The following is a 21,182-nucleotide window of genomic DNA, read 5'->3' on the forward strand; positions in this document are numbered from 1 at the left end:
GTTCTAGAGCAGCACAAAAAAAACTGCTGGGCTGAAACCCAGACAGCATGAATGATGTAATTGAACTAACATTGAATGTTTCATTAGAAGCGATTGGACCTACTCCAAGTTTACTGGTTATAAATTGAGATAATTATCTCCTACCATTGAATGTAAAGCGTGCCGAAAGCTTCCCTCATAGTTTTTATTTTTTGGGTCAAGTGCATATTCGCAACGTGCAACGTATGCTAAACAATAAGTAGCCGCTGCAGAAATTTTAGTCATTTCTTCCATAGAAAATGTTTTACCACGGAAAAGTTCATATTCCTTTACGAAGTGATACGATTCTTCTTGTGATGGCGTGATCTTTATAGGGATATCCCATGTGGTAGTAAAAGTAGCTGCTGCGATTCCCAATATATTAAGCTCATCTTCTAATTTTAAACTATCCCAATCATAAATCATTACTACCTCATTGTTTTCAAATCGAAAATGTTTGAGTGACCAATCTACGTGTCCTAACACAATGTGACCATTTATATGAATGACTGTTTTCTTTGCATTTGCAGCGATTGCATCAATCCATTCAGCATCTTTTGATTTTTTATCAAAGTTGAATAAGGCATTATGAGGGATTGGATATAGGGTTTTACTAGAACAAAATTGTCCATTAGTTAAATCATGCATACGTTTATGCGGCTCGGTTCTTCTGATCAACTCAACCAATGTTTTAGCTATTGCTCTTCTAATCTCTGGATTGTGGGCATCATTGATTTCACCGGGAGTTGCGAATACGTCTACTGTTGCAATTCCAACACCTAACTCCATAGGATCTAATATAACGGCTGGACATGGAAAGCCGCTTTCCGCAAGGGATTTTTGTACTCTCGACATAGCGGTTAAAGATTCTTTGGAAATCGCAGTTATTGTCTTCGTTGATGTAGGTTTATGTACTTTTAAAAATATGTTATTTCCGTTTTCCAGTGCTAGTCCAAATGAAGCCCCCACACTAAATCCCAAATACAAACACGAGGATGTTGCACTTCCAAGATTATTTTCACAAAAATTGTTTATTTCTGACACTATTTCCTCAGCGTTAGCTGTGCCAAGTATGGAATTAGAAAGAATTATGTTCTCCTTGTCTTGTAAGGCTTCGTTTAAAGCTTCCTTCAAATTTTGTTTGTTCAATGCCTCATCCCTCCTGAAGATAAAGGTCCTACAACTTTCGGGCTGTCACAATAGGTTGGTAATATCCTGTATTCGTGGGGAGATGCCACTCAATATCTGAGAAACTAGTTATACTTAATGCTTTGTTAATATCCTCACGCAACAGTGCTCTGTATTCGGTTTTTTTATGTTTTGTTTTCCATTCACCGTTAATTTCTTGCATGATAAATTGGTTTATCGTATAAGTTTTACCGCCTCCCGCCCAATCCCACACCTGAAAAACAATCCGCTTACCCTCATCGAAAACACGCGGCTGTGTGGCTGATGGCTTCTCTTTTACCAACGAATCGTAGTCTCTTATGGTAATTAGAAGCAAGCCATTCTGATTAAGTTTTGTATTGATATTTTGAAAAGCTTTATATAAATCTCCATCTGTAAGGAGATGCGGAATCGCATTATCCGCAGACATAACTATATCAAACGATCCCGATACATCTTTATCCAACGAGCGAAAATCGGCCACACCAAAGTCTATTTTAACTCCGAAAGCTACTGCTTCTTTTTCGGCTCTTTTTACGGAACGGGGACTTATGTCAGTCGCACTTACATTGTACCCGTATTTCGCCAACCCGATTGCTTGTGTACCAATGCCGCAAGAACAATCCAAAAGTGAAATATTATTCGTGGTAGAAACAGTCAGTTTTGATTGGATGACTTTGTTGAGAACCTCACCTTGCCATGAGATCGCATGATTCCAATCAACAAATAAAAGATGATATTCTTTTGCCAGTTCATCATAAAACTTTAGAACCGAATCATTCATGCCTCTCACTCCAATCATTTGTATTTTGTATTAATTCTTCAAACTTGTAAATATGCCTTTTAAATTATTTTTTCCGTTAGCGTAATAAAACCTCAATTAACTCCAATTAAAGTCTTACTAAGTGTTTGAAAAATGACCAAAGCTTATAGTATAATCCGGTTTGGAATCAATTCCTCTCAAGGAAATTATGTAATTTCATTTCCTAAGTCGCTCTCATACACCGTTCCTGTAATCGGTGAGAACTTCATCTATTATGCATCTTGCGACGCCGGCGAACATTGGGTTGGTGTCCTTGTAGTAAGGGAGTGCAAACAATCCCATTGACAGCGCATAGCCGCGTCCACGAGCCCAGGTTGCGTCATCAGGCTGCAGCGCTGCACGGAATATTTCCCGTGTTTCTGCGGTGAGGATGCTCCATGCAAACAGCATGTCCCATGCGGGATCGCCCAAACCCATACATCCAAAGTCGATAACGGTACTTATCCGCCCTTGTTCGATAAGCAAGTTCCCTGCATGAATGTCTCCGTGAATCCAGACTGCCGGCCCTTGCCACTCTGGCGCCTTAAGGGCTGCTTCCCAAGCTAAGGTTGCCATATCTTGATCGATCATCTCCTGCAGTTCTGCGATTGCTTTGCGAACGCCGATATCTCTCGGTGCAAGCGACATGCCTCGGGAAGATGCTGGGGGCGTAACATCGCCGAGATCGATCCGCTGCATGGCGGCTACGAATTGACCCATCACGGTCGCTGCTTGGCCTAGATCGTCGATGCGACCGACTATCGCGTCCTCGCCTTTGAACCACCGATACACAGCCCATTGCCAAGGATAGCCCTTGTCAGGCACCCCAATCGCGAGTGGGGCAGGAATGGCAAGAGGTAGGTGCGGGGCAAGTCTTGGCAGCCACAACTGTTCCATCTCAGCCTGTCCAGTGGCCGATTCGATGCGAGGCATTCGCACGGCCATATCCTCCCCGAGCCGAAAAATTACGTTGTCCGTCCCGCTTGAATTGACTCGTTTGAGCGGTAACTCTGCCCATTGCGGAAATTGTGCAGCGAGTAACCGCTTCACGAGAGATGCGTCAATCTCCACCTCGTTGGCATGCATCCTGCTTGTGTTTATCTGCGAAGTGTTTTTGTCTGAATCCGCTTCAGCAGTTAATTCCTCCAATGTGATGCCCATTACTCGCGCGATTTGAACCATTTGATCCGGCAATAAGTCATGTTCTCCGTTAAGGATATACTCCATCAATGAATGGCTCGCTCCAATCTCGTCAGCAAGCCATTGAATCGACTTTTTATTTTGCTCTAACCACGTCTTCACTTGATTCATCTGAGTAGAACCTCCCACAAATATTATTTATAATTGTTGCATGTCCAAACCATTTTAGTGATTTCATAACATCCATTCGCTCTCACTTTGTTTCCTATAGTTCTATCACCAGTTTCCATGACACGCTTTGTATTTTATAATAAACAGGTCCATCAGATAAAATAAGACAATAGCTTTACGATTCAAAATAAGCCTCTATAAATGACAGTTTCCTTTTAAATGAACGATGATCATAGTTCCAACGTCTTAATTACGTAACAAGTTAAAAGAAGGAGCAATATCATGAGAAAATTTTTCGCATCTCGATTTTACTGGAATACATTAAGTGAACAGTTGGAGACTTATCTGGAAGCAAAAGTGTTGAAATGGAAAAAACGTTTAAACCCCTTGACTAACAAAATCGGATTTGGTATCTACTTTTACAAAAATATTACCATAAACCTAAATCGTCTGAACAAAGAGATATTACAGATTGCTGAGGACAGTGTCAATCACTCACATTTCAAGAGATCAGCGTTTCCTAGTTTTATATCCGTTGTCGATGGCATTAATGCAACGACGATGTTTATGAAATTGCCAAACCATGTCATTCAACAGATTACATCTTTGGTCAGAGCGCTCCCAGGGTTTAAAGCGCTGCAATCCATATCACATGCATATGGGTACAAATGTGAACTTCATTACAACCAAGGAAAAGCATTTTTCGGCTCATTACAGATTCACTTTATAAAAATCAAAAACTTTCCTTCTTTGCCAGCATGATTTACAATCATTTTCGTTACATGTAAATGGCTGACATCCTATACAACTCATTGGGTCGGAACAAGTTGGCACTGTCCATAACCACTGTTAAACGGGACGATTCCATGGTACGCAACAGCAGTTTACCTTTATGTGCATTATCAATATAGCTAACAAAAAAAATAATTTCAAAATACAACACTCCATTGTTTACAACTAAAAAGAAACCTCTGGCTTTTCAATGTCCAGAGGTTTCTTTTTGTGCAGTCGTGGTGGGTTGAATTATCGTTTATGGAAGCACATTGCCTGCTGCACGATAAATCTCATACCATTCCTGGCGTGTCAGATGAACATCGCCTGCTTTACAGCAATCGATTAATCGATTTACATTCATTGTACCGGTAACCGGTTGCATCCGTGCTGGGTGGCGTAGAATCCATGCAATGGCTATAGTCGTATTGTTCACTTCATATTTTGCCGCGATTTCATCGATCTTCTGATTCAACTCTGGGAACTTATCGTTTCCGAGGAATACGCCTTCGAAGAATCCATATTGGAAAGGCGACCAAGGCTGAATCGTGATATCGTTCAGTCTGCAGTAATCAAGCACACTGCCGTCCCGGTTCACTGCGGAATCATTAAGCATATTCACATTCATGCCATTCGAGATCATCGTGGAGTTGGTGATGCTTAATTGTAATTGATTGGCTACAAGCGGCTGCTTGACCGATTTCTTCAATAGTTGAATTTGCAGAGGAGTTTGATTGGAAACTCCGAAGTGCCTAACTTTTCCGGTTCTTTCAAGAAGATCAAAAGCCTCGGCGACCTCTTCCGGTTCTACTAGAGCATCCGGGCGATGCAAAAGTAGAATGTCCAAATAATCGGTTTTTAGCCGCTTCAGAATGCCGTCCACTGATTCCAAAATATGTTCTTTGGAGAAGTCAAACATACCCTTCCGAATGCCGCACTTGGATTGCAGGATGATTTTCTCGCGAATATCATCGTTCATATGGATGGCATCCGAGAATATTTCTTCACAGTTACCTCCGCCGTAAATATCCGCATGGTCAAAGAAATTGGCCCCTTCATCCAGCGCTGCCTGGACGAAGCGCTCAGCCTCGATCTTGTCCAACGAATTAATTCTCATACAGCCTACCGCTATAACCGGAACTTCTAAAATGCTGGTACCAAGCTTCATGGTTCTCATAACGTTGCGCATCCTCCTTCAAGGCTCTTCACTCTTTTAGTTCAAATTATCTATCATTATCATTGTCACACATTAGCATAGTACTTTTCAAGAATTGCTTATGAAAATGACCATCCGAGAACGTGCTGATGCTTTGGCCAATAATGACAATCATACACATTAAGCCTGCCAAAATCGGCCCGAACGGGAACCATTTGGAGCAGTATGGAAGATCAGATATTTTACGCCCTTGTGCAACGTAGACTTTACGGAAACGGTATTGGCTAATCGCAATACCTAGCCATGCGATGAATCCAGGCATACCAGACGCATTCAACAGCCAAATGTACACTTGACCATCGCCAAAGAAGGAAGCAAGGAAAGTAAGCATTCCGAGTGCAGCTGTCGCGAGCAAGGCGTGGACTGGAATCCCTCTTTTATTTATTTTAGAAAACAATTTAGGCGCTTTGCCTTCTTTCACCAACACCCACAGTATTCGAGTGGAAGCGTACATACCTGAGTTACCTGCGGATAGAACCGAGCTTAGCGGCATTCATCACAGAAGCAGCAATGCTTAAACCTGCTTTTTCGAAAATAATCGTAAACGGACTTGCCGCTAAGCTGTCGCTAGCCAAAGCATCTGTGGAATACGGAATCAGCATACCCAACAACGAAAATAGCCAAGATGTATAGAACTTCTCCAGAAAACACATCGGATCGCGCGAGGTACGTTCTTCCGAGGATTTTCAAACTCTCCTGCTGCAATACCCACGAGTTCTGTTCCTTGGAAGGAGAAGCCGGCAGCCATACATTTCTTTGAGTATATTTTCTAGTTATTTGCGTTTTGGATACAATGGGTATTCTACAAAAGATGGAACTTCAATGAAAACAATACGCAACGTCTCTCCATTTGCTTGGAAGCTGATTTCTTCCTCATTTTCAGACTGAAAAATCAGAAAGTCTTTATGAAAAAATGTGCTTACATCCTTTCCTATGGAAGAGAAAGAGCCATCTCCTCTTATCGCAAGTCCAGCAAGCGTTCGATGTTGTAATAATTTATAGGTAAATGTCGCTCCTTTGGCAATCTCAACATCAACCATTTGAGCATCAGTCACCAGATGAACGGGAGAATTAGTACCTAAAATCGTCTTGATCTTGATTCCATCTTGGATATCAACTGGGAATTGTTCACTCTTAAATAAATCGTAGGTCGGAGTTTTTTTCACGGCATCATTCAAGTAAGGTTCAAACCAAATTTGAAACCCCTCGAAACCTGCCTCTACTCCTTCAGCATGTGAAATCCCTGAACCCGTCTGCATAAGTTGAACATCACCCGCACTTAGATGACTTACCGTACCAAGCGTATCTTTATGAGTGCTTTGCCCTGATAATCCATATGACATAATTTCGAAACCTTGATGCGGATGAAGCCCAAGACCTGACTTCGATTCTGCTTGAGCCCAGGCCCAGTAAAATAGTGGGCCAAGTCTAACTATAGATGCACCTTCACCTGAAAATCCAATAGGTTTTTGTTCTTTTATTTTCCCGCCATCAAATTCACCTGTTGCTTGATCCTTCGGTGGTATAATATTCGCATTCATCTAAGATGCCTCCTTTATTTAAGATCGCTTGCGCTTGCACCAAGCCCAAGCGTTTTGAGTAGATTCATCAACTGTACTTTTTCCTCATTACTTAGAGAAGATACATTTTTGGATATTACTTCTACGTGTTTAGGAAAGATTTCATCAAATAAACATTGACCTTTGTCAGCAAGAACTACAATTGAAGCTCTACGGTCTGTGGGGCTTGGTTCTCTTTTTACATATTCTTTCTTTTCAAGCTTATCAACAAAGTAAGTAATGCTCCCGCTAGGAATAGACAATTTCTCACTGATTTTTTGAACAGTTTGAGGTCCTTTATTATAAAGAAGTTCCAGAATCATAAAATTCTCAGTACTAATTCCATGTCTTTCTATATCTTTGCTGACATTATCAAAAATTATTTTGCTAGCTTTTAGCCAGATGCGAAAAAGTCTTAAATCAATCTGACTTTGTTCATCTCCTTGATACATTCACAAGCCTCCTTTTACTTCAACTTGATACCCTTTTACCCTAACACCATTTATCCTATAACTAGGATAAAACAATCTTAGCATTAGGCTATATAATTGTCAACTAAAAAAAGCAACCCAAATTAGTGGTTAAGTTGCTCATTACCTGTATCGTTTTTCTATGTAAAAATACAATAAAAAAACCTCAAGGACAATACCCTCGAGGTTTTGTTGGCCTGATGATACATAATTAATAAACACCATAAAACTGCTCATTGAACTATTAACCCTCAGTTAATTTATTTCTATTTATTTAAAATTTTTGGATAGTAGTACCAGATAAATTCAATCCAAGGTGGCGCTATATCTGTAAAATGTCCCCAACTGCCAGGCAATGACTCAGGATCGTTATTTTTAATTTCAGAGAAGTAAGCAAGAATAAATCCTTCTTTTATTAATTCATTCATTATTTTCTACTCTGCAATATTGCATCCACAGTTCTCACCTTTGGTTCAATACTATCCCAACGATTCATACAATGACAAAGAATCATTTCCAAATCATTTTCATTCTGGGCTTCTTCAGTGTTTCGATAGAGAATATTCATTAACCAGTTGGTTAGATTCCGAAGATGGTGGCGATATGAGTAGAACCGAAATAATTCAAGATTAACCGTCACAGATCGACCTAAATGCTTTTCATAAGAGGAGAAGAAAACATCGAACTCCTCACCTATATAGCCAACCAAATCAAATTCTGGCGGCGCAATAATCGCTGACTCCCAATCAATAAAATACAACTCGTTTTCATGCCGAATTAAATTTCCTCCCCAGATATCACCATGACACAACACCATTTCTTTTTTATTTGTTATTGCAACGCTCCGAAGTTTACGAAGGAGATTCAATAAGTCAAGGATTTCCTCTTTCTTTGGCAAAATATGCTCACGTAAAGCCTGTTTAATGTTGTTCTCAAATGTTACAGTACTTTCAAGCACCGAATTACATTTCTTAAGATCAGCGTCAAAGGAAATATCAAATGTGTCTACCAAGAGCATGGTATTGTCTATAAAGGGGGTAATCCGCTGGATTGTAGCCACTGATTTAGCAATATCTTCTAAAATCTCCTTTGAGAAAGGGTATGCTTCTGCCAATGTCTCTCCTTCAATAAAGTTAAACAATACCGTAGTAATATCATTGAACGTTGTTTGAAACAAGCCATTCTGATTTTTTATCGGATATGTGATATTTCGAAAGAGTCCTTGATGGTACATTTGCCAAGTTAAAGGTAAATAGTATTGAAGTAGCTCAATACTCTTAATTTGTCGATCATTTTGATGGTCAAATAATTTCAGATAATAGCGATCTCCGTTCGCACAATTCACCCAATAAGAGTAAGCTGAATCTCCCAATGGAATGAAATGAATGCTTTCAATTTGAATCCCGTATTCTTTATTAAGGTTAATCAAAAGTATGTTATCTTCGATACGATATTTAACTTCCAAACTTTTCACTCCTTAAAATATTTATTTTACTTTCAATTTCTCGAAATTCTAGCACTTCTCCTTCTTTACATTATCTCTCTTGATTTTGTAGCTGTACCACGTTTTCGAATGCGATTGTCGAAATAGTGACGGAACTTATTTCATTAAACTGTCCGTTAGGTGAGAAAAGGCCACCGAACCACCGGCAGCCTTGTTTTGGTTCTTTATTGAGCTTAAGTTTTCAGCCACATCCAAAGGTTCCCCTGCCTCAACATTTCCCCCCTGGCTTTTCCCTCGTATCTGAACTCCAAGAAGTGAACCATTTAATTCCTTAAATAGCTGATTTTATCCTGCAATAAAAAGAGGAACCTTCATCAAGAAGGCTCCTGCTGCTCTCAAAATTAGGACGCAAATAAAGAAATGAAGGACTTCCATAACATACGATCAAAAAAGTAGGTTATGACGGGCTTAATGGAGAAGTAGCACCCGAAAAATATATAGAAGCAGCCTTACATCAACGAGGCTCATGTAATACTGCTTCTGATGTACTTTCTGAGGCAAGGATATGGACCACCAAAAATATGAGCCATGGTTACGATAAATTTGTGATGTTCCTTCATGATTTTTGGGGAAATGCCGACTTGATTGGCTAGTAATTGTTGAACCGCTAATTCCTTTTCTGAACTTAGTTGGTTTAGCAACTCATTGTTTTGTGCGACCGTTATGCTTATTTCCATTAATGTCTGTGTTTCGACGCATGGCCGATAGGCCAAATTCGAAAATTGAATGTCGTATTCTTCCAACCGTCGTTTTAAGTGAAGAATCTCTTCTTGACGTTGTAAAGAAGCTTTTGATCTTTTCAATTGAAAAAGCTTCTTTACCTCTTCGGTTACTCTTTTAAGAAGCATGTCTAATTCCTCCTTTTTTCTCTTGAACGAAAAAAGGAAGCGAGGGAATAGAGTCCTAAATTAGTAAGGTCCCATTTAATGTTTCTATCATTTTCTTTCTACGCTGACGAAGTTAGCTGACGGATTCGGGTTGAAAGTTAACCCTAACACAAAAAAAAGTGTACTCACCCCAGAAAACTTGGTTCCCCCGCTTCTTTAATCCAAAGAATTAAGCGTAGTATGATTCATTCTTATTTTATTAATTTACCTCAATACATATTTAGAAACAATAGTAATATTTACTTATATTTTCTATGTCATTAGTCTTGCACTGCCACAAGTTTATTGATCCACGTCTGGCTATTTTCAATTAATATTTCAATTTTACTGCAATTTCTTGCCCCGAAAATTCTAACAAGGTATGCAGAATGCTTATTTCTATTTGCAATCCCACCAATAACGTCCATGTATCTGACTAATTTATTAGTGTCTTCCGCTACGAAAATAGTTGAGTTTTCTTCTTGTTGCATTGCTTCAATTAGTGTTATAGCTGGATCCAAAAGCGTCTTACAGTCCCGTTCCGAATGTTCTGCGGGAATGGTGAAGCATGGTTATCGATCATGCTTATGGACGAAACGGACGTTTAGGTGGCGGTCAACTCGAAATCATCGAAAACAGCCCCCCCCCTTAATATTCATAATGACGGTTACCTATCCTCAACAATCCTGACCGTTAACACAGCGAAGGGGGCAGCCTCACGACCGCCCCCTTGGAATTAAAGTTATTCTTGACGTTTTTCTCAAATCCATAAATACTTGTTTAATTGCACATAAGGCTTAGCTGTCATTTCCCAATCAGCAGCGATAAAATTCCGGCAGCGATCAAAGGCCCAACAGGCACACCTTTTAGAAAGGCCACGCCTATAATCGTCCCAATGACGAGACTTGTCACTACCGTAGGGTTGCCGGACATCAAATGAGCACCGCGTCCGCCTAGATACGCTACCAACACGCCAACGGCGATGGCGGCGATTGATTTCCAATGCAGGAAGGATTGGTAAAGCTCCTTGAAGCTGATCGAGCCGCTGGCTAGAGGCGATAGAATGCCAATCGTCAAGATAATGATGCCAAGTGAAAGTCCATTCTTCTCAATCCACGGGAAGGCTTGGTCCAACTTGATGACTCGAATAAGCAAAAGCACGACGGCAGCAATCGTAATTGAATTGTTGCGGCTGATGACACCAAGCAAAGCCAGCAGAATCAGCATGACCGATGGCATATCTAGCTGAGGCAAACCGGCCAACCTCCTTCTCGCTTTGTAGTGGGCTGAATAGTTTAATTATAAATCTTATCGTTTCACGATATCAATATCACATTCCCTGGGGTCTGGCCTTACCGTTACTTCAACGGAAATCAAAAAGGTACCGCTTCAAAGCAACTCCTCCACTTTTGCTCCTCAAAAGTTCTGTTTAAAGGGTTGGAGAAATCATTAAAACTCCACACCGCGAACTTTAGAAAATACCACTGTATCTCTCAATGAACCATCTGAATCACACTTTTCATTTCGTAGAATTCCTTCTAATGTGAATCCCAGGCGTTCGGCAATTCGTGAACTTCGTGCATTGCGTCCATCACATCGGATTTCAATACGATTAGCTTGTAACTCATGTACAGCATAGTTTGTAATAGCTTCTACTGCTTCAGTAATATATCCTTGATTGCCAAAAGATGTACGCACCCAATATCCAATTTCAAATTTACGCGATTGCCAATCAATTCGATGTAAACCGCTGCTACCTATTAATTGACCTGTTTCCTTCAGAATAAGGAGTAATCTTAGATCGGTGCGTTCTAAAAATTGTAGTCTAGATTGTCGGATACTTATTTCGGACTCTTCAATTGTAGGAATGTTCCGTGCCCACGGCCTTTAATAAGTTTTTTCCATTTTCATCAAAGCAGTATGCAAGCTCCACGTCATGCCCAGACTCGACGAAACCAATCGTAAGCCACATTCCCTGATATTTCATGATCACCCTCAAAAAGATCTAATTCCAATTTTCCTTCTACTTCTAAAAGCTGATAAACGCTGCGAATCTTCTCAAATGCTTCTAAAGAAGCGTGTACAGGAAAAATAGGATCTCTTTTTCCAGCTTCGACCAGAAGAGGCCTCGGAGCAATCAAACCGAGCAGATCTGGCATTTCTGCAACTAATGACAGACCCGGTACATAATTGTCTACACAATGAGGTATTGATAAAATGCTTGCTTGAAAAGTATTTGTATAACCACTAACGACTGCAGCAGAAATCCGATTATCTATTGCTGCTGCATACGCGCAGACAAGTCCCCCGCCTGAAATCCCCATACATCCGATTCGATCCGAATCCACATCATCGCGTTTAAGTAGATAATCTACGCATCGCAGTGTTTCAAATACTCGATATCCAGCCATTGTTTGTCCCATAGCTAAGAGAAAAGTAGATAGACGTTTACAAGAGTCCGATTCCTGTGCTTCCTCAATCAGTTTACGATCACCAAAACCTAATAATTCCGGAGCGACAATGACATAACCTCTATTAACCAGTTCAACAGCAAAATTTTTTTGGTAGCCTTTGTCTCCTGTCTTTTCCTCACCATTTATGGTTAATCCGACAATATCCTTACTTCCATAACCGTGACCATGACAAGCTATTACTGCTCCAGATCGTTCTCTCCGATCTTTCGGAATGAGTACATAGACCGGCATGTAAAGTCCCGGATATGTCTGAATTTGAATCCTTTGACGTATAAAAGTATCACAATCTTTAGATTCAAGAAGCACCGGACAAAGATCGGTAATCTCCGATGGAAAGCCACCTAGCAATTCCACGAACCGTTTCCGTAAACGCCTATTCCAATTGCTCCATTCCTCTTGTGAACATGCCTGAAATCTCTCGGATGGAGTTACACTCCCGTATAAATTTTTAAAATAATTATCTGGACTCCACATAAAAGGATATCACCTCAATTTGTATTTGTAATCTTACTTCTAGTAATTCAAGGCCTTTCAACAAATTCCCACCTTTGTATAATTAAAGTTTATATCATATGTTTATGATGTTCTTAATAGCACTCTATTTCCGGTTTGCCAAGGAAGTTCCCCTCTCCCTTGCCTTAGCACTGCTGATTCAGCCTTAGCCTTATTGAAAGCTTATTGCAAAGCAAAGGGCAGCAAAGCATCAGTCCTACTGGTATTAAACTAATGTTTCTCGTTAGCCGTAATAACTTCACTAATTAGAATATTCAAGGTATTTTCTCTCATGTTTTTCTAATGGATTTCTAATAATAACCACTAATACTAGGAAGGGCTTACATTTTCATCATTTTAGGTAAATATTAGTTGAATTAATTTATGTTATGATGTTTTTAGGCGAAGAGCCAAATACGATCCAACACAGGAGGAATTACAACATGATCGACATGAAGAAAAACCGCCTTGGCAAGTCGTTAGTGGGGATTAGCCTAAGCTTGTCCTTGCTTGTAACAGGAAGTATTGTGTTGAGTCCACAATCTGCTCACGCTGCTACCGTCTATACATCATCTACAGCAAGCAACATTATTAATACAGGTGAACAATTTATGGGTGTGCGTTACCAATTTGGTTCACGTACCGGAAATACAAGCAGCTTTGATTGCTCTTCTTTTACTCAATATGTTTTCAAAATGAATGGCGTGAATATCCCTCGTTCGTCTAGACAACAGTCTCAAGCAGGAACTTATGTTTCGAGAGACCAATTGCAACCGGGTGATCTTGTGTTCTTTTATAGCCCAATCCATCACGTAGCTATTTACATGGGTAACGGAAAACTTTTGCATACTTTCGGCAGCGCTGGAGTAACGATCACTGATTTGAACTCCGGATGGTGGAACTCGCACTATACGACAGCCCGCCGCGTATTACCAAGCGTATAACCCGGTAAACGTATATCACCGTCCTGCAAGATCTTCCGACGGAGGGAATAAACAAGAAGGTCTTTAATGCTATTGATAAAACATTCGATTTTTTCCTAATTTACTGCTACTCCTTTATCCTGCCCGTTTAAAGTTTCTTGCTCCTAAGTTCTTGCTTCACAACCCTGCCCGTAAGCCAAAAAGGCTGCACGCGGCAGCCTTTTACCCCTAATTATTTAATGGAAGTAGACTAGTACCACTTGCATGTAATAAGAGAAGGATTTGCTGTGGAAGCGAATCCTTCTCTTTATTTATTTTGGACCCGAACCCGGTCTTATAGAATCCCAAATTTCCTGGCTGTCGAACAAGGGAAGCAGCCTTGAACGTTGGTCGTGAAGTGCTATGCCATCTATATGCCTGCGATCCATCATGACGCTGTCCGGTTTAAAAGCAAGGTATGGAACCGGACCCACGGAACACATTATGCGAAAGCCCTCCTCCACGAGGAACTGGTATTTGCGATCTTCAGGCAGCACACTGCTACCGAATGGATAAATGTATACAGAGGTGGCGCCTATCAACGGCTCTACTTCTTGCTTCCAGCGCAGCGTATCCTGCTTGAATCGATTCAAGGTTATTTTGGACGTATCCAAATGCCCATAACCATGCGAGGCGAACGACCATCCGGTCTCCTTCAAGCGCTTAATAACAGGAAGCACACCTTCCTTTGCGTTCATATAATTAGGCGAGTCGAGTTGATCTGTGCGGTACCCCAGAATGCCCTCGTATCCAGTTAGGGCAATAACGCCCTTAGCTCCCTGCCAAGAAAAATCGGGATGAGCAAGAACAAAATCATCCAATATAGGGACAATTTCATTATTTCGAGCCGTAATCGGTTCCCTTTGAGGTGTCATGGAATAAGCCGCAACCTCTCCATGTTCATCCAAGACTAATCGAAAGGCATTGCCATTCTCGCGCATATAGGTGTAATAATTGAGGTCGTCAATCGAGAGAACGAGGGGTTTTTTATCAGCGGGCAGCCACAGCTCTTTGGGCCTGACAGCACCATCTTTTTCCGTATATAACGAACCAATGTCAATGAGTACATACTGATTGCGGTATAACGAATCTAGGATTTTGTTGAATTCCTTCACCGTGATGAACCAGTCATTATAGCCTTGCGCCATAGAATCTCCATCAAAGGCAAGCTCTGGAAATGCGATCAAAGGGTGAAAAAAGACGTGTTCGATCTTTCCTTTGAATAGGACTAATGGCGTCTTGACAGGTACTGGTTGAGGAGTAGTGGGTGAAACCGCTGCTAAATCTAATGTTGGCATAGGAGCAGATACAGGAACAAGATCTAAAGAGGCAGACGCTTGAGGTGATTCAGTAGAACTTAGATCTTGCAGCAGAGTAAATACATGACGACTTCCAATTTCAATAAATATAAATAAAACAAGTAATATCCCCACAAGCAAACCTCTTAGCGTCAAAACGTATTTCTTATTCAAAAGAATCCCTCCTTATGCATCAACCCTCAAGAAGACGTTGCAAAGTAAGGTTCTGTTCAACAAAGCACTCCTTATTTCGGAGTAAATCTGCACTAATTTGAAATACCTCTATCTATTACGCATAACTTGCCGCTATACAAAAAAGAGGAGCTGCCGTTAAGCAATTCCTCAACTAAAGTTCTTCATTAGTTCACTCTATCGTTTTGTTGTCAAAATGAATGCTATTAGTCCCCCATAATATTTGTATTCAAGAAGGCGTTTCGGAATTTTCCTTGGGGGTCACATTGAAGGAGCAGTTGTTGAAAGTCGGGCAACTTCTCGTAGAGCGACTGCAACCTTGCGGGGGGCATCGCAAACAGCTTGCCCCAGTGTGGACGAGCATGAAAGGGCTCAAGTTGCTTTTCGATGATCGGCAACACTTGTTTAACTGCCTCCCAACTAGGTTTCCACGTAAAGTGGATTGCAACCGACTCCTGTTTGTAACAGGGGCTCATCCACAGATTGTCTTCTGCAATCGTACGTACCTCGGAAACATAAAGGAGTGGCGATATATGCTCACGTATGAGGTCAAGCGAACATAATGCATGATAGGCATCTTGACGGGGCACGAAATACTCACTTTGCAGCTCCTCTCCTGCACTTGGAGTGAAATCCATGCGAAAGTGCGGCAACCGTTCGTGCCATGGTCCCGGAATGCCCATCTGTTCACTGCAATTAACCGATGTATGTCCTGGTACCGGATGTCGATGTGAGGTTGCTAGTCTCGCGCCGAAAAACTCAGGTTCCACTTGATCGAAGGCTTGATCTGCAATTTTTCGCTTCAGCCAGACTTGATTGAACGTCGCTTTCTTCCAATCGGTGAATAGGCTGACACTGTAACCACTGGAGAAAATATCATCAAAGTGCTCTTTAAGATGCACTAGAGGCAAGTTGTCGTATACATACTGATTCATTTGAAATGCTGGGATCACATCCAATGTGATTTTCGTGACTACGCCCAATCCTCCAAGTCCAACGATCGCACCGGCGATGCCCCCGTCTTGTTTTTCACGGGAGAACACGGCCACATCTCCATCCGCTTTGACGACCTCGAAAGAATGAACCACTGTAGCAAGATTGCCATTCAAGTCACCAGAACCATGCGTTGCCGTTGCACAAGCACCAGCAACGGTAATGTGCGGTAGCGACGCCAAATTGTGAAGCGCATAACCACTGCCGTGAAGATATTGGCATAGCTCTCCATACCGGATTCCGCCTTCAACCGTTACCTTATTGTGAGCATGATCTAATGCTATCACTCGGTTAAGGTTCTGAAGGGAGAGAAGGCTTTCGGTACAATCAGCGATTCCATTGAACGAGTGACGCGTGCCAAGCACCTTCACTTGCCTACTGCGAGCCACCATTTCTTGTACTTGTCCCACGTTTGCAGGAACATAGAGTTCCGAGGCGCTATACCTATAGTTACCAGCCCAGTTCCGATCATTTTCCACTTCATCACACTCCGTTTCCTAGTGCTACGCTAGTTTATCAAATGTTATTAATTTCACAATAAATTTTCGATACAAGACTGCTGAAATCCTTGTTTTACTGTTGCTTTATCTTGCCGTTAACGTAACAAAGGCCACCATTCTTCCGGCGGCCTCTCCTGGTCATTATTAAGCTCTTACTTCCCTTATAGTGTTACTGTTCAACTGCCTTTGACTACGTTGTATTAATCGTTATTTCATGGAGAAAGTGTTGTACTCCGTTGTCATATAGAAAATCATTGTTACGATCGATATTTCTGTACTTGCTTTTTCAATAGCATTATCTGCCCAATATGATATGCGTTATGGATACACAAATTTGATATCACACCCCACCACTGAGCATTGAAGTAGTTCGGAACTCTTTTTTCCAGTTTAGACTCGTCACAATTCGTAATAACCTCTCGCCAGTGTACAAATCCATTACTTAACCTTCGAATGGTCTCATTCCAACTTGTATCATTCTGCTCCAGGTGATCCGATTCAAAAGTTTCATCGTTCGTTGTATTACTTTCAAGCAAATCATTGTTAATAAACCGATTCAGCCACATTTCATTCCAGAAAATGAGATGGTTCGCAATCTCCCAGATGGAATGCGGATAGTCTTCTGCTTTCCTGACTGCATCATTTACAGATACATCATTTAAAATCGTTTTAGATGGTTTAAACCAACTTTCATCATCATGACAAGCGGCTAATTGATCAAGCAATACTTCCTTCACACTAGTCAGCATTACCACCTCCAAAGTTATAATATGCTGCATCAGACGTAAGTTGGAATCTTTTCAGTGATCCCTAGTCCGTTGTGAATATAGGATAAATGTTTGTTAGCCTTTGTTAGAATTTGTTTTCATGTTCCACTGTGATGACTACATTTCCCTTTTTGTGTCCTTTTTCTACATATCTGTGAGCCTCAGGAATTTGTTCCAACGAATAGCGTCTATCTATGACCGACTTTATTTTTCCTGACTCAATAATCTCTTTAAGCAATATTAAATCTTCAGTATGCACCTTTGCTATCCCCTGCCCTACTACTGATAAGTAAGTTCCGTTCAGAGTCAGTGCTTTTTTGCAATTTGATTTCGAGGTTTTCCCAACTGCATCAAAGATGATATCATAATGCTCTCCTCTTTTCGTAAAATCCTCTTTTGTGTAATCAATGACTTGATTGGCTCCCAGAGATTTCACAAATTCTAAATTAATGGTACTGCATACCCCGGTAACTTCTGCTCCAAAGTACTTGGCAATCTGAACTGCGGAAGTCCCTACCGCTCCAGAAGCTCCATAGATAAGAACTTTTTGTCCTTTTTGGATATTTCCTTTTCTAAAAAAATGCAATGCTGTAGTTCCCCCAAAAGGAACGGCAGCGGCTTCCTCATAGGTCACGTTGGCCGGTTTTATTGCCACCAATCCGTTTTCAGGCATACATGTGTATTCGGCATAAGCACCAAATCTCATCCCAGTCAATGCAAAAACCTGGTCACCTTTCTTGAATCTTTTTACATCTTTGCCAATCGCTTCAATCTCTCCGGCTAACTCCACCCCTAGTATAGGTTTTCTTGGTTTTCTGAGACCTAAGAAGATTCGCATGGGGATCCAGTACAAGATAGGACTTTCGAAATTTCGAACTCTACAGTCCCCTGAGGTTACAGTTGTCGCATGAACTTTTACCAGTACTTCATTGTCTTTGGGAGTAGATATTTCTACCTCTTTGAGCTTCAGAACATCCGGTGATCCGTATTTTGTGCATACAATCGCTTTCATGGGTTTCCTCCAAACATCAATTTAAACTTAGTATATATGCTATACGGTATTGATATATAGATACTAAAGTATTGTTTTGGAAATTGTTGTGAGCTTGCTAAGAGGGTAAATCTCACAATAGACCCAACTTGCGGGCAAGTGCTACAGCCTCGGTGCGCCGCCCAACCTGCATTTTGTCAAAGATATTCCGGTTATGCCCTTTAACCGTACTGAGCGCGAGGAAAAGTCGTTCACTAATCTCACGATTCGAGAGTCCTTGGGCAATGAGCTGCAGTACTTCTAACTCCCGCCCGCTCAGTGGCTCGATAAGGGGCTTGGGAGTCTGGGCTAGGCGCTTATCAGATTCGTCTTCACTTTTCAGTTCCTCAGCATCAAATTCAGCCAGCAACTTACCTATATAGTCCGACATAAATGGATGAGTAGCTAAATCCCACAACAATCTATACATCGGAATACCTTCGTCGACAAAGATCCGGATAAATCCGCCAGGCTTGGCTATCGTCAGAGCGTCTACCAGTATTTGCGCAGCCTTTAACTTTTCGCCATGCGCATGCAGAGCAACCGCTTGTAGAACCATTACCTTGAGTCGTTCATCCTCCCAACCCTTTGCTTCCACCTGCCCTCGCAATGGCTCCAACACCGCCAGTGCTGCAGTCGTGTCTCCCTGTGCCAGGTGTACTCGAGCCTTGCTGCTGTGAAGCTCGTGCTTCTGCGCCAGGTGAGCGGCTGCCGCCAGATTGCCCTGTTGAAGTAACGCAAGCACATATGCGGCAGCAACATGGGGCATCTGATTCACGAAATTATGCTGGCGAGCGAAATGGTCAGCCTTAGCTAAAATAGCGGACGCACCGCTCACCTCTCCCCGCGCAAGCTCAAGTCGGGCGAGAAACACTTCACCTGCAACGACTCTGTCCGTGTGTTCTAAATGCCGCGCCAGTTGGACGGACTGTTGTCCATGGTGCTTCGCGGCGTCCAGGTCGTTCCATTCATAAAATATACGGGCTAAGCCTAGGTGCGCTTCGCAAGCAACTGGCTGCGGCGGATCACCTGCCAGTTTCAGAACACGCCGATAAGTTTCAACCGCTACATATAGCTGGTTTTCTGCTTCCTGTATGTTCCCAAGGCCGAGTGTAGCCATAATGGTGATAATAACATGCCCGATCATTTGACTGATCGATAATGCTTCGGTAAACGCACTGCTGGCCGCGGCACGATCCCCCTGGAGCTGGTAAGCATATCCAAGCGTCCATGTAGTGGCTGTGCGGATAGGCAGGTTACCGGGGTGCAAATACTCTAAAGCGCGGTGTGACTGGACAAGGATCGTCTCTACCTGGTGCTGGCTAACGGCTACCGTAGCCCTTATAGAGGCAATATGACCTATAATGTCTCGGACTTTTTCGTCCGGCTCGATGCCTTGAAGGGATGATTCGGTGGCCTGAAGTTGCTGCTCTATGCCGGTTAATTGGCCGACCATCAATAACGCTGAGGCATATATCACCCGCAATGAGGGTCTCGTATCCAGTACCGTCTTCGGCAGCGACGAAAGCCAGTTCAGTACGGGGGACACCGCACCGCGAAAGTGCAAGGGTATCATATCTCCTTCCGTCAGGCACGCGGCTCGTTCAACATCGCCAGCGGCGACGGCATGGTGAAAAGCTTCAATTTCCAGGCCATTTTGTTCATACCATACGCTGGCGCGCAAGTGTAAATCGGCCGCGGTGCTCCGATCCAATCTGCGCCTCAGCAAATCCGCAAAGAGATGGTGATAGCGGTACCACCGCCGCTCGTTATCCAGAGGGATGATGAAAAGATTGGCGCGTTCTATATCTTCAAGCGTTTCTTGCCCGCTTGTCAAGGGGGAGAGTTGCAGAACGGCATCGCAAAGAGGACCGCATATGCGATCGAGAATTGAGGTGCAGAGCAAGAAACTCTGAACGATTTCAGATTGCTGTTGCAGAACTTCTTCTACCAGATAGTCCAGCACGAAGCGGTGGCTGCCGGTGAAGGTTTCGATGAAGCCCACAGCGTCTTTATGTCCCTGCATCGAAACCGCTGCTAATTGCAGACCGGCAATCCAGCCTTCCGTGCGGGTTTCAAGTCGGGCGATCTCTTCCGATGAGAGATCTAGAGCCATCACCTTGTTGAGAAATTCGGCGGCTTCGGAGTGGGTAAACCGCAAGTCCGCGACACGTAGTTCGGTTAATTGGTCGCGGACACGCATCCGGGCCATGGGTAACCGTGGATCTTTGCGAGTGGCGATCACTAAGTGCATTTGCGGCGGCAAATTATCCAGCAGAAAAGCTAGTGCATGGTCAATCGATTTGGTCTCGATTAAATGATAGTCGTCAAGGACGAGGATGAAAGGGTCAGAGAGGGTAGTGATTTCATTGAGCAGGACCGTTAGAACCGATTCGATCGCCGGTGGCTGAGGGGATTGGAGCGCGCCAAACACGCCTTCTCCAATGTTCGCACCTATCGTTTGCAAAGCGGCGAGAAGGTAAGTCAAAAAGCGAGCTGGATCGTTGTCCCCTTCGTCCAGAGATAGCCAGGCAGCAGGCCGTTTGCAGCCGGCGAGCCATTCGCTGACCAGCGTCGTTTTGCCAAATCCGGCGGAAGCGGAGACAAGGGTCAGTTTACGATGCAAACCCTCGCTCAGCCGCTCGGTTAGGCGTGACCGGAGGACCATTGTAGTCCGCGGAGGGGGAATATATAATTTTGTGGATAAAATTGGTATAGTCATAGATTTATTATACAAACCGCTGTTCTTCGCAGTCAACAGATTAAAAAGAGACTGTTCATGAATGTTTT

At 42.5% G+C, this 21,182-nt stretch carries 20 protein-coding genes, 1 pseudogene and 1 riboswitch; of the genes and pseudogenes, 2 read left to right on the forward strand and 19 right to left on the reverse strand.

Annotated features, from left to right (window positions below):
* Positions 1–117 precede the first annotated feature (117 nt).
* From BLT91_RS10920 to BLT91_RS10930, 3 genes are all read right to left on the reverse strand, one after another.
* Positions 118–1,167 carry a hypothetical protein gene (locus tag BLT91_RS10920; RefSeq protein ID WP_090820682.1) on the reverse strand — a complete coding sequence of 350 codons (1,050 nt, stop codon included), beginning with the start codon at positions 1,165–1,167 and terminating at the stop codon, positions 118–120.
* Positions 1,168–1,195: 28 nt separating this feature from the next.
* Positions 1,196–1,969, reverse strand: a complete 774-nt coding sequence (locus BLT91_RS10925; protein ID WP_090820684.1) for a class I SAM-dependent DNA methyltransferase — start codon at positions 1,967–1,969, stop codon at positions 1,196–1,198.
* 213 nt (positions 1,970–2,182) lie between these two features.
* Positions 2,183–3,298, reverse strand: coding sequence for a phosphotransferase (locus BLT91_RS10930; protein WP_217635206.1), 1,116 nt, complete (start codon positions 3,296–3,298; stop codon positions 2,183–2,185).
* Between the two features lie 282 nt (positions 3,299–3,580).
* Here BLT91_RS10930 and BLT91_RS10935 point away from each other — a divergent pair, with 282 nt between their 5' ends.
* Positions 3,581–4,060, forward strand: coding sequence for a hypothetical protein (locus tag BLT91_RS10935; RefSeq protein WP_090820686.1), 480 nt, complete (start codon positions 3,581–3,583; stop codon positions 4,058–4,060).
* 268 nt (positions 4,061–4,328) lie between these two features.
* Here BLT91_RS10935 and BLT91_RS10940 read toward each other — a convergent pair whose 3' ends face one another.
* The 11 genes and pseudogenes from BLT91_RS10940 to BLT91_RS10985 all read right to left on the reverse strand — a co-directional run bounded on the left by BLT91_RS10940 (position 4,329) and on the right by BLT91_RS10985 (position 12,632).
* Positions 4,329–5,246, reverse strand: a complete 918-nt coding sequence (locus BLT91_RS10940; protein WP_090820688.1) for an aldo/keto reductase — start codon at positions 5,244–5,246, stop codon at positions 4,329–4,331.
* Between the two features lie 130 nt (positions 5,247–5,376).
* A pseudogene (locus BLT91_RS10945) lies at positions 5,377–6,033 on the reverse strand (amino acid permease); the annotation flags it as partial.
* A gap of 25 nt (positions 6,034–6,058) precedes the next feature.
* Positions 6,059–6,826 carry a pirin family protein gene (locus BLT91_RS10950; RefSeq protein WP_090820690.1) on the reverse strand — a complete coding sequence of 256 codons (768 nt, stop codon included), beginning with the start codon at positions 6,824–6,826 and terminating at the stop codon, positions 6,059–6,061.
* Positions 6,827–6,840: 14 nt separating this feature from the next.
* On the reverse strand, positions 6,841–7,296 hold the full coding sequence (locus tag BLT91_RS10955) for a MarR family winged helix-turn-helix transcriptional regulator (protein WP_090820693.1): 456 nt from the start codon (positions 7,294–7,296) through the stop codon (positions 6,841–6,843).
* 284 nt (positions 7,297–7,580) lie between these two features.
* Entirely contained in the window at positions 7,581–7,742 is a 162-nt protein-coding gene (locus BLT91_RS31500) for a hypothetical protein (protein ID WP_175532239.1), read from the reverse strand.
* Entirely contained in the window at positions 7,742–8,779 is a 1,038-nt protein-coding gene (locus BLT91_RS10960; protein ID WP_090820695.1) for a phosphotransferase, read from the reverse strand. Before BLT91_RS10960 ends, BLT91_RS31500 begins: the two co-directional genes overlap by 1 nt.
* A gap of 503 nt (positions 8,780–9,282) precedes the next feature.
* Positions 9,283–9,666 (reverse strand): hypothetical protein, encoded by a 384-nt coding sequence (locus BLT91_RS10965; protein WP_090820697.1) that lies wholly within the window; start codon positions 9,664–9,666, stop codon positions 9,283–9,285.
* A gap of 87 nt (positions 9,667–9,753) precedes the next feature.
* Positions 9,754–9,891, reverse strand: a riboswitch (cyclic di-AMP (ydaO/yuaA leader).
* Between the two features lie 74 nt (positions 9,892–9,965).
* Positions 9,966–10,175, reverse strand: a complete 210-nt coding sequence (locus tag BLT91_RS10970; RefSeq protein WP_175532240.1) for a hypothetical protein — start codon at positions 10,173–10,175, stop codon at positions 9,966–9,968.
* Positions 10,176–10,488: 313 nt separating this feature from the next.
* Positions 10,489–10,938 carry a DUF441 domain-containing protein gene (locus BLT91_RS10975; protein ID WP_090820701.1) on the reverse strand — a complete coding sequence of 150 codons (450 nt, stop codon included), beginning with the start codon at positions 10,936–10,938 and terminating at the stop codon, positions 10,489–10,491.
* A gap of 195 nt (positions 10,939–11,133) precedes the next feature.
* On the reverse strand, positions 11,134–11,553 hold the full coding sequence (locus BLT91_RS10980) for a GNAT family N-acetyltransferase (protein ID WP_090820703.1): 420 nt from the start codon (positions 11,551–11,553) through the stop codon (positions 11,134–11,136).
* A gap of 65 nt (positions 11,554–11,618) precedes the next feature.
* Positions 11,619–12,632 carry an alpha/beta hydrolase gene (locus BLT91_RS10985; protein WP_090820705.1) on the reverse strand — a complete coding sequence of 338 codons (1,014 nt, stop codon included), beginning with the start codon at positions 12,630–12,632 and terminating at the stop codon, positions 11,619–11,621.
* Positions 12,633–13,102: 470 nt separating this feature from the next.
* Between BLT91_RS10985 and BLT91_RS10990 the strand changes: the two genes are divergently transcribed.
* Entirely contained in the window at positions 13,103–13,594 is a 492-nt protein-coding gene (locus tag BLT91_RS10990) for a C40 family peptidase (RefSeq protein ID WP_090821189.1), read from the forward strand.
* 290 nt (positions 13,595–13,884) lie between these two features.
* On the opposite strand, the gene BLT91_RS10995 is transcribed toward BLT91_RS10990, so the two are convergent.
* The 5 genes from BLT91_RS10995 to BLT91_RS11015 all read right to left on the reverse strand — a co-directional run bounded on the left by BLT91_RS10995 (position 13,885) and on the right by BLT91_RS11015 (position 21,114).
* Positions 13,885–15,084 (reverse strand): polysaccharide deacetylase family protein, encoded by a 1,200-nt coding sequence (locus BLT91_RS10995; RefSeq protein WP_090820707.1) that lies wholly within the window; start codon positions 15,082–15,084, stop codon positions 13,885–13,887.
* A 224-nt stretch (positions 15,085–15,308) separates the two neighbouring features.
* Positions 15,309–16,574, reverse strand: a complete 1,266-nt coding sequence (locus tag BLT91_RS11000) for an FAD-binding protein (protein WP_090820709.1) — start codon at positions 16,572–16,574, stop codon at positions 15,309–15,311.
* Between the two features lie 278 nt (positions 16,575–16,852).
* Positions 16,853–17,344: a DinB family protein gene (locus BLT91_RS11005; protein WP_090820711.1), complete on the reverse strand. Its 492-nt coding sequence runs from the start codon at positions 17,342–17,344 to the stop codon at positions 16,853–16,855.
* A 103-nt stretch (positions 17,345–17,447) separates the two neighbouring features.
* Positions 17,448–18,374 carry an NAD(P)-dependent alcohol dehydrogenase gene (locus BLT91_RS11010; protein ID WP_090820713.1) on the reverse strand — a complete coding sequence of 309 codons (927 nt, stop codon included), beginning with the start codon at positions 18,372–18,374 and terminating at the stop codon, positions 17,448–17,450.
* A gap of 112 nt (positions 18,375–18,486) precedes the next feature.
* A complete protein-coding gene (locus BLT91_RS11015; RefSeq protein ID WP_090821190.1) occupies positions 18,487–21,114 on the reverse strand; it encodes a winged helix-turn-helix domain-containing protein in 2,628 nt (875 codons plus the stop codon).
* Positions 21,115–21,182 lie beyond the last annotated feature (68 nt).

The sequence above is a fragment of the Paenibacillus sp. yr247 genome (assembly GCF_900103825.1).
Classification (GTDB): Bacteria; Bacillota; Bacilli; order Paenibacillales; family NBRC-103111; genus Paenibacillus_E.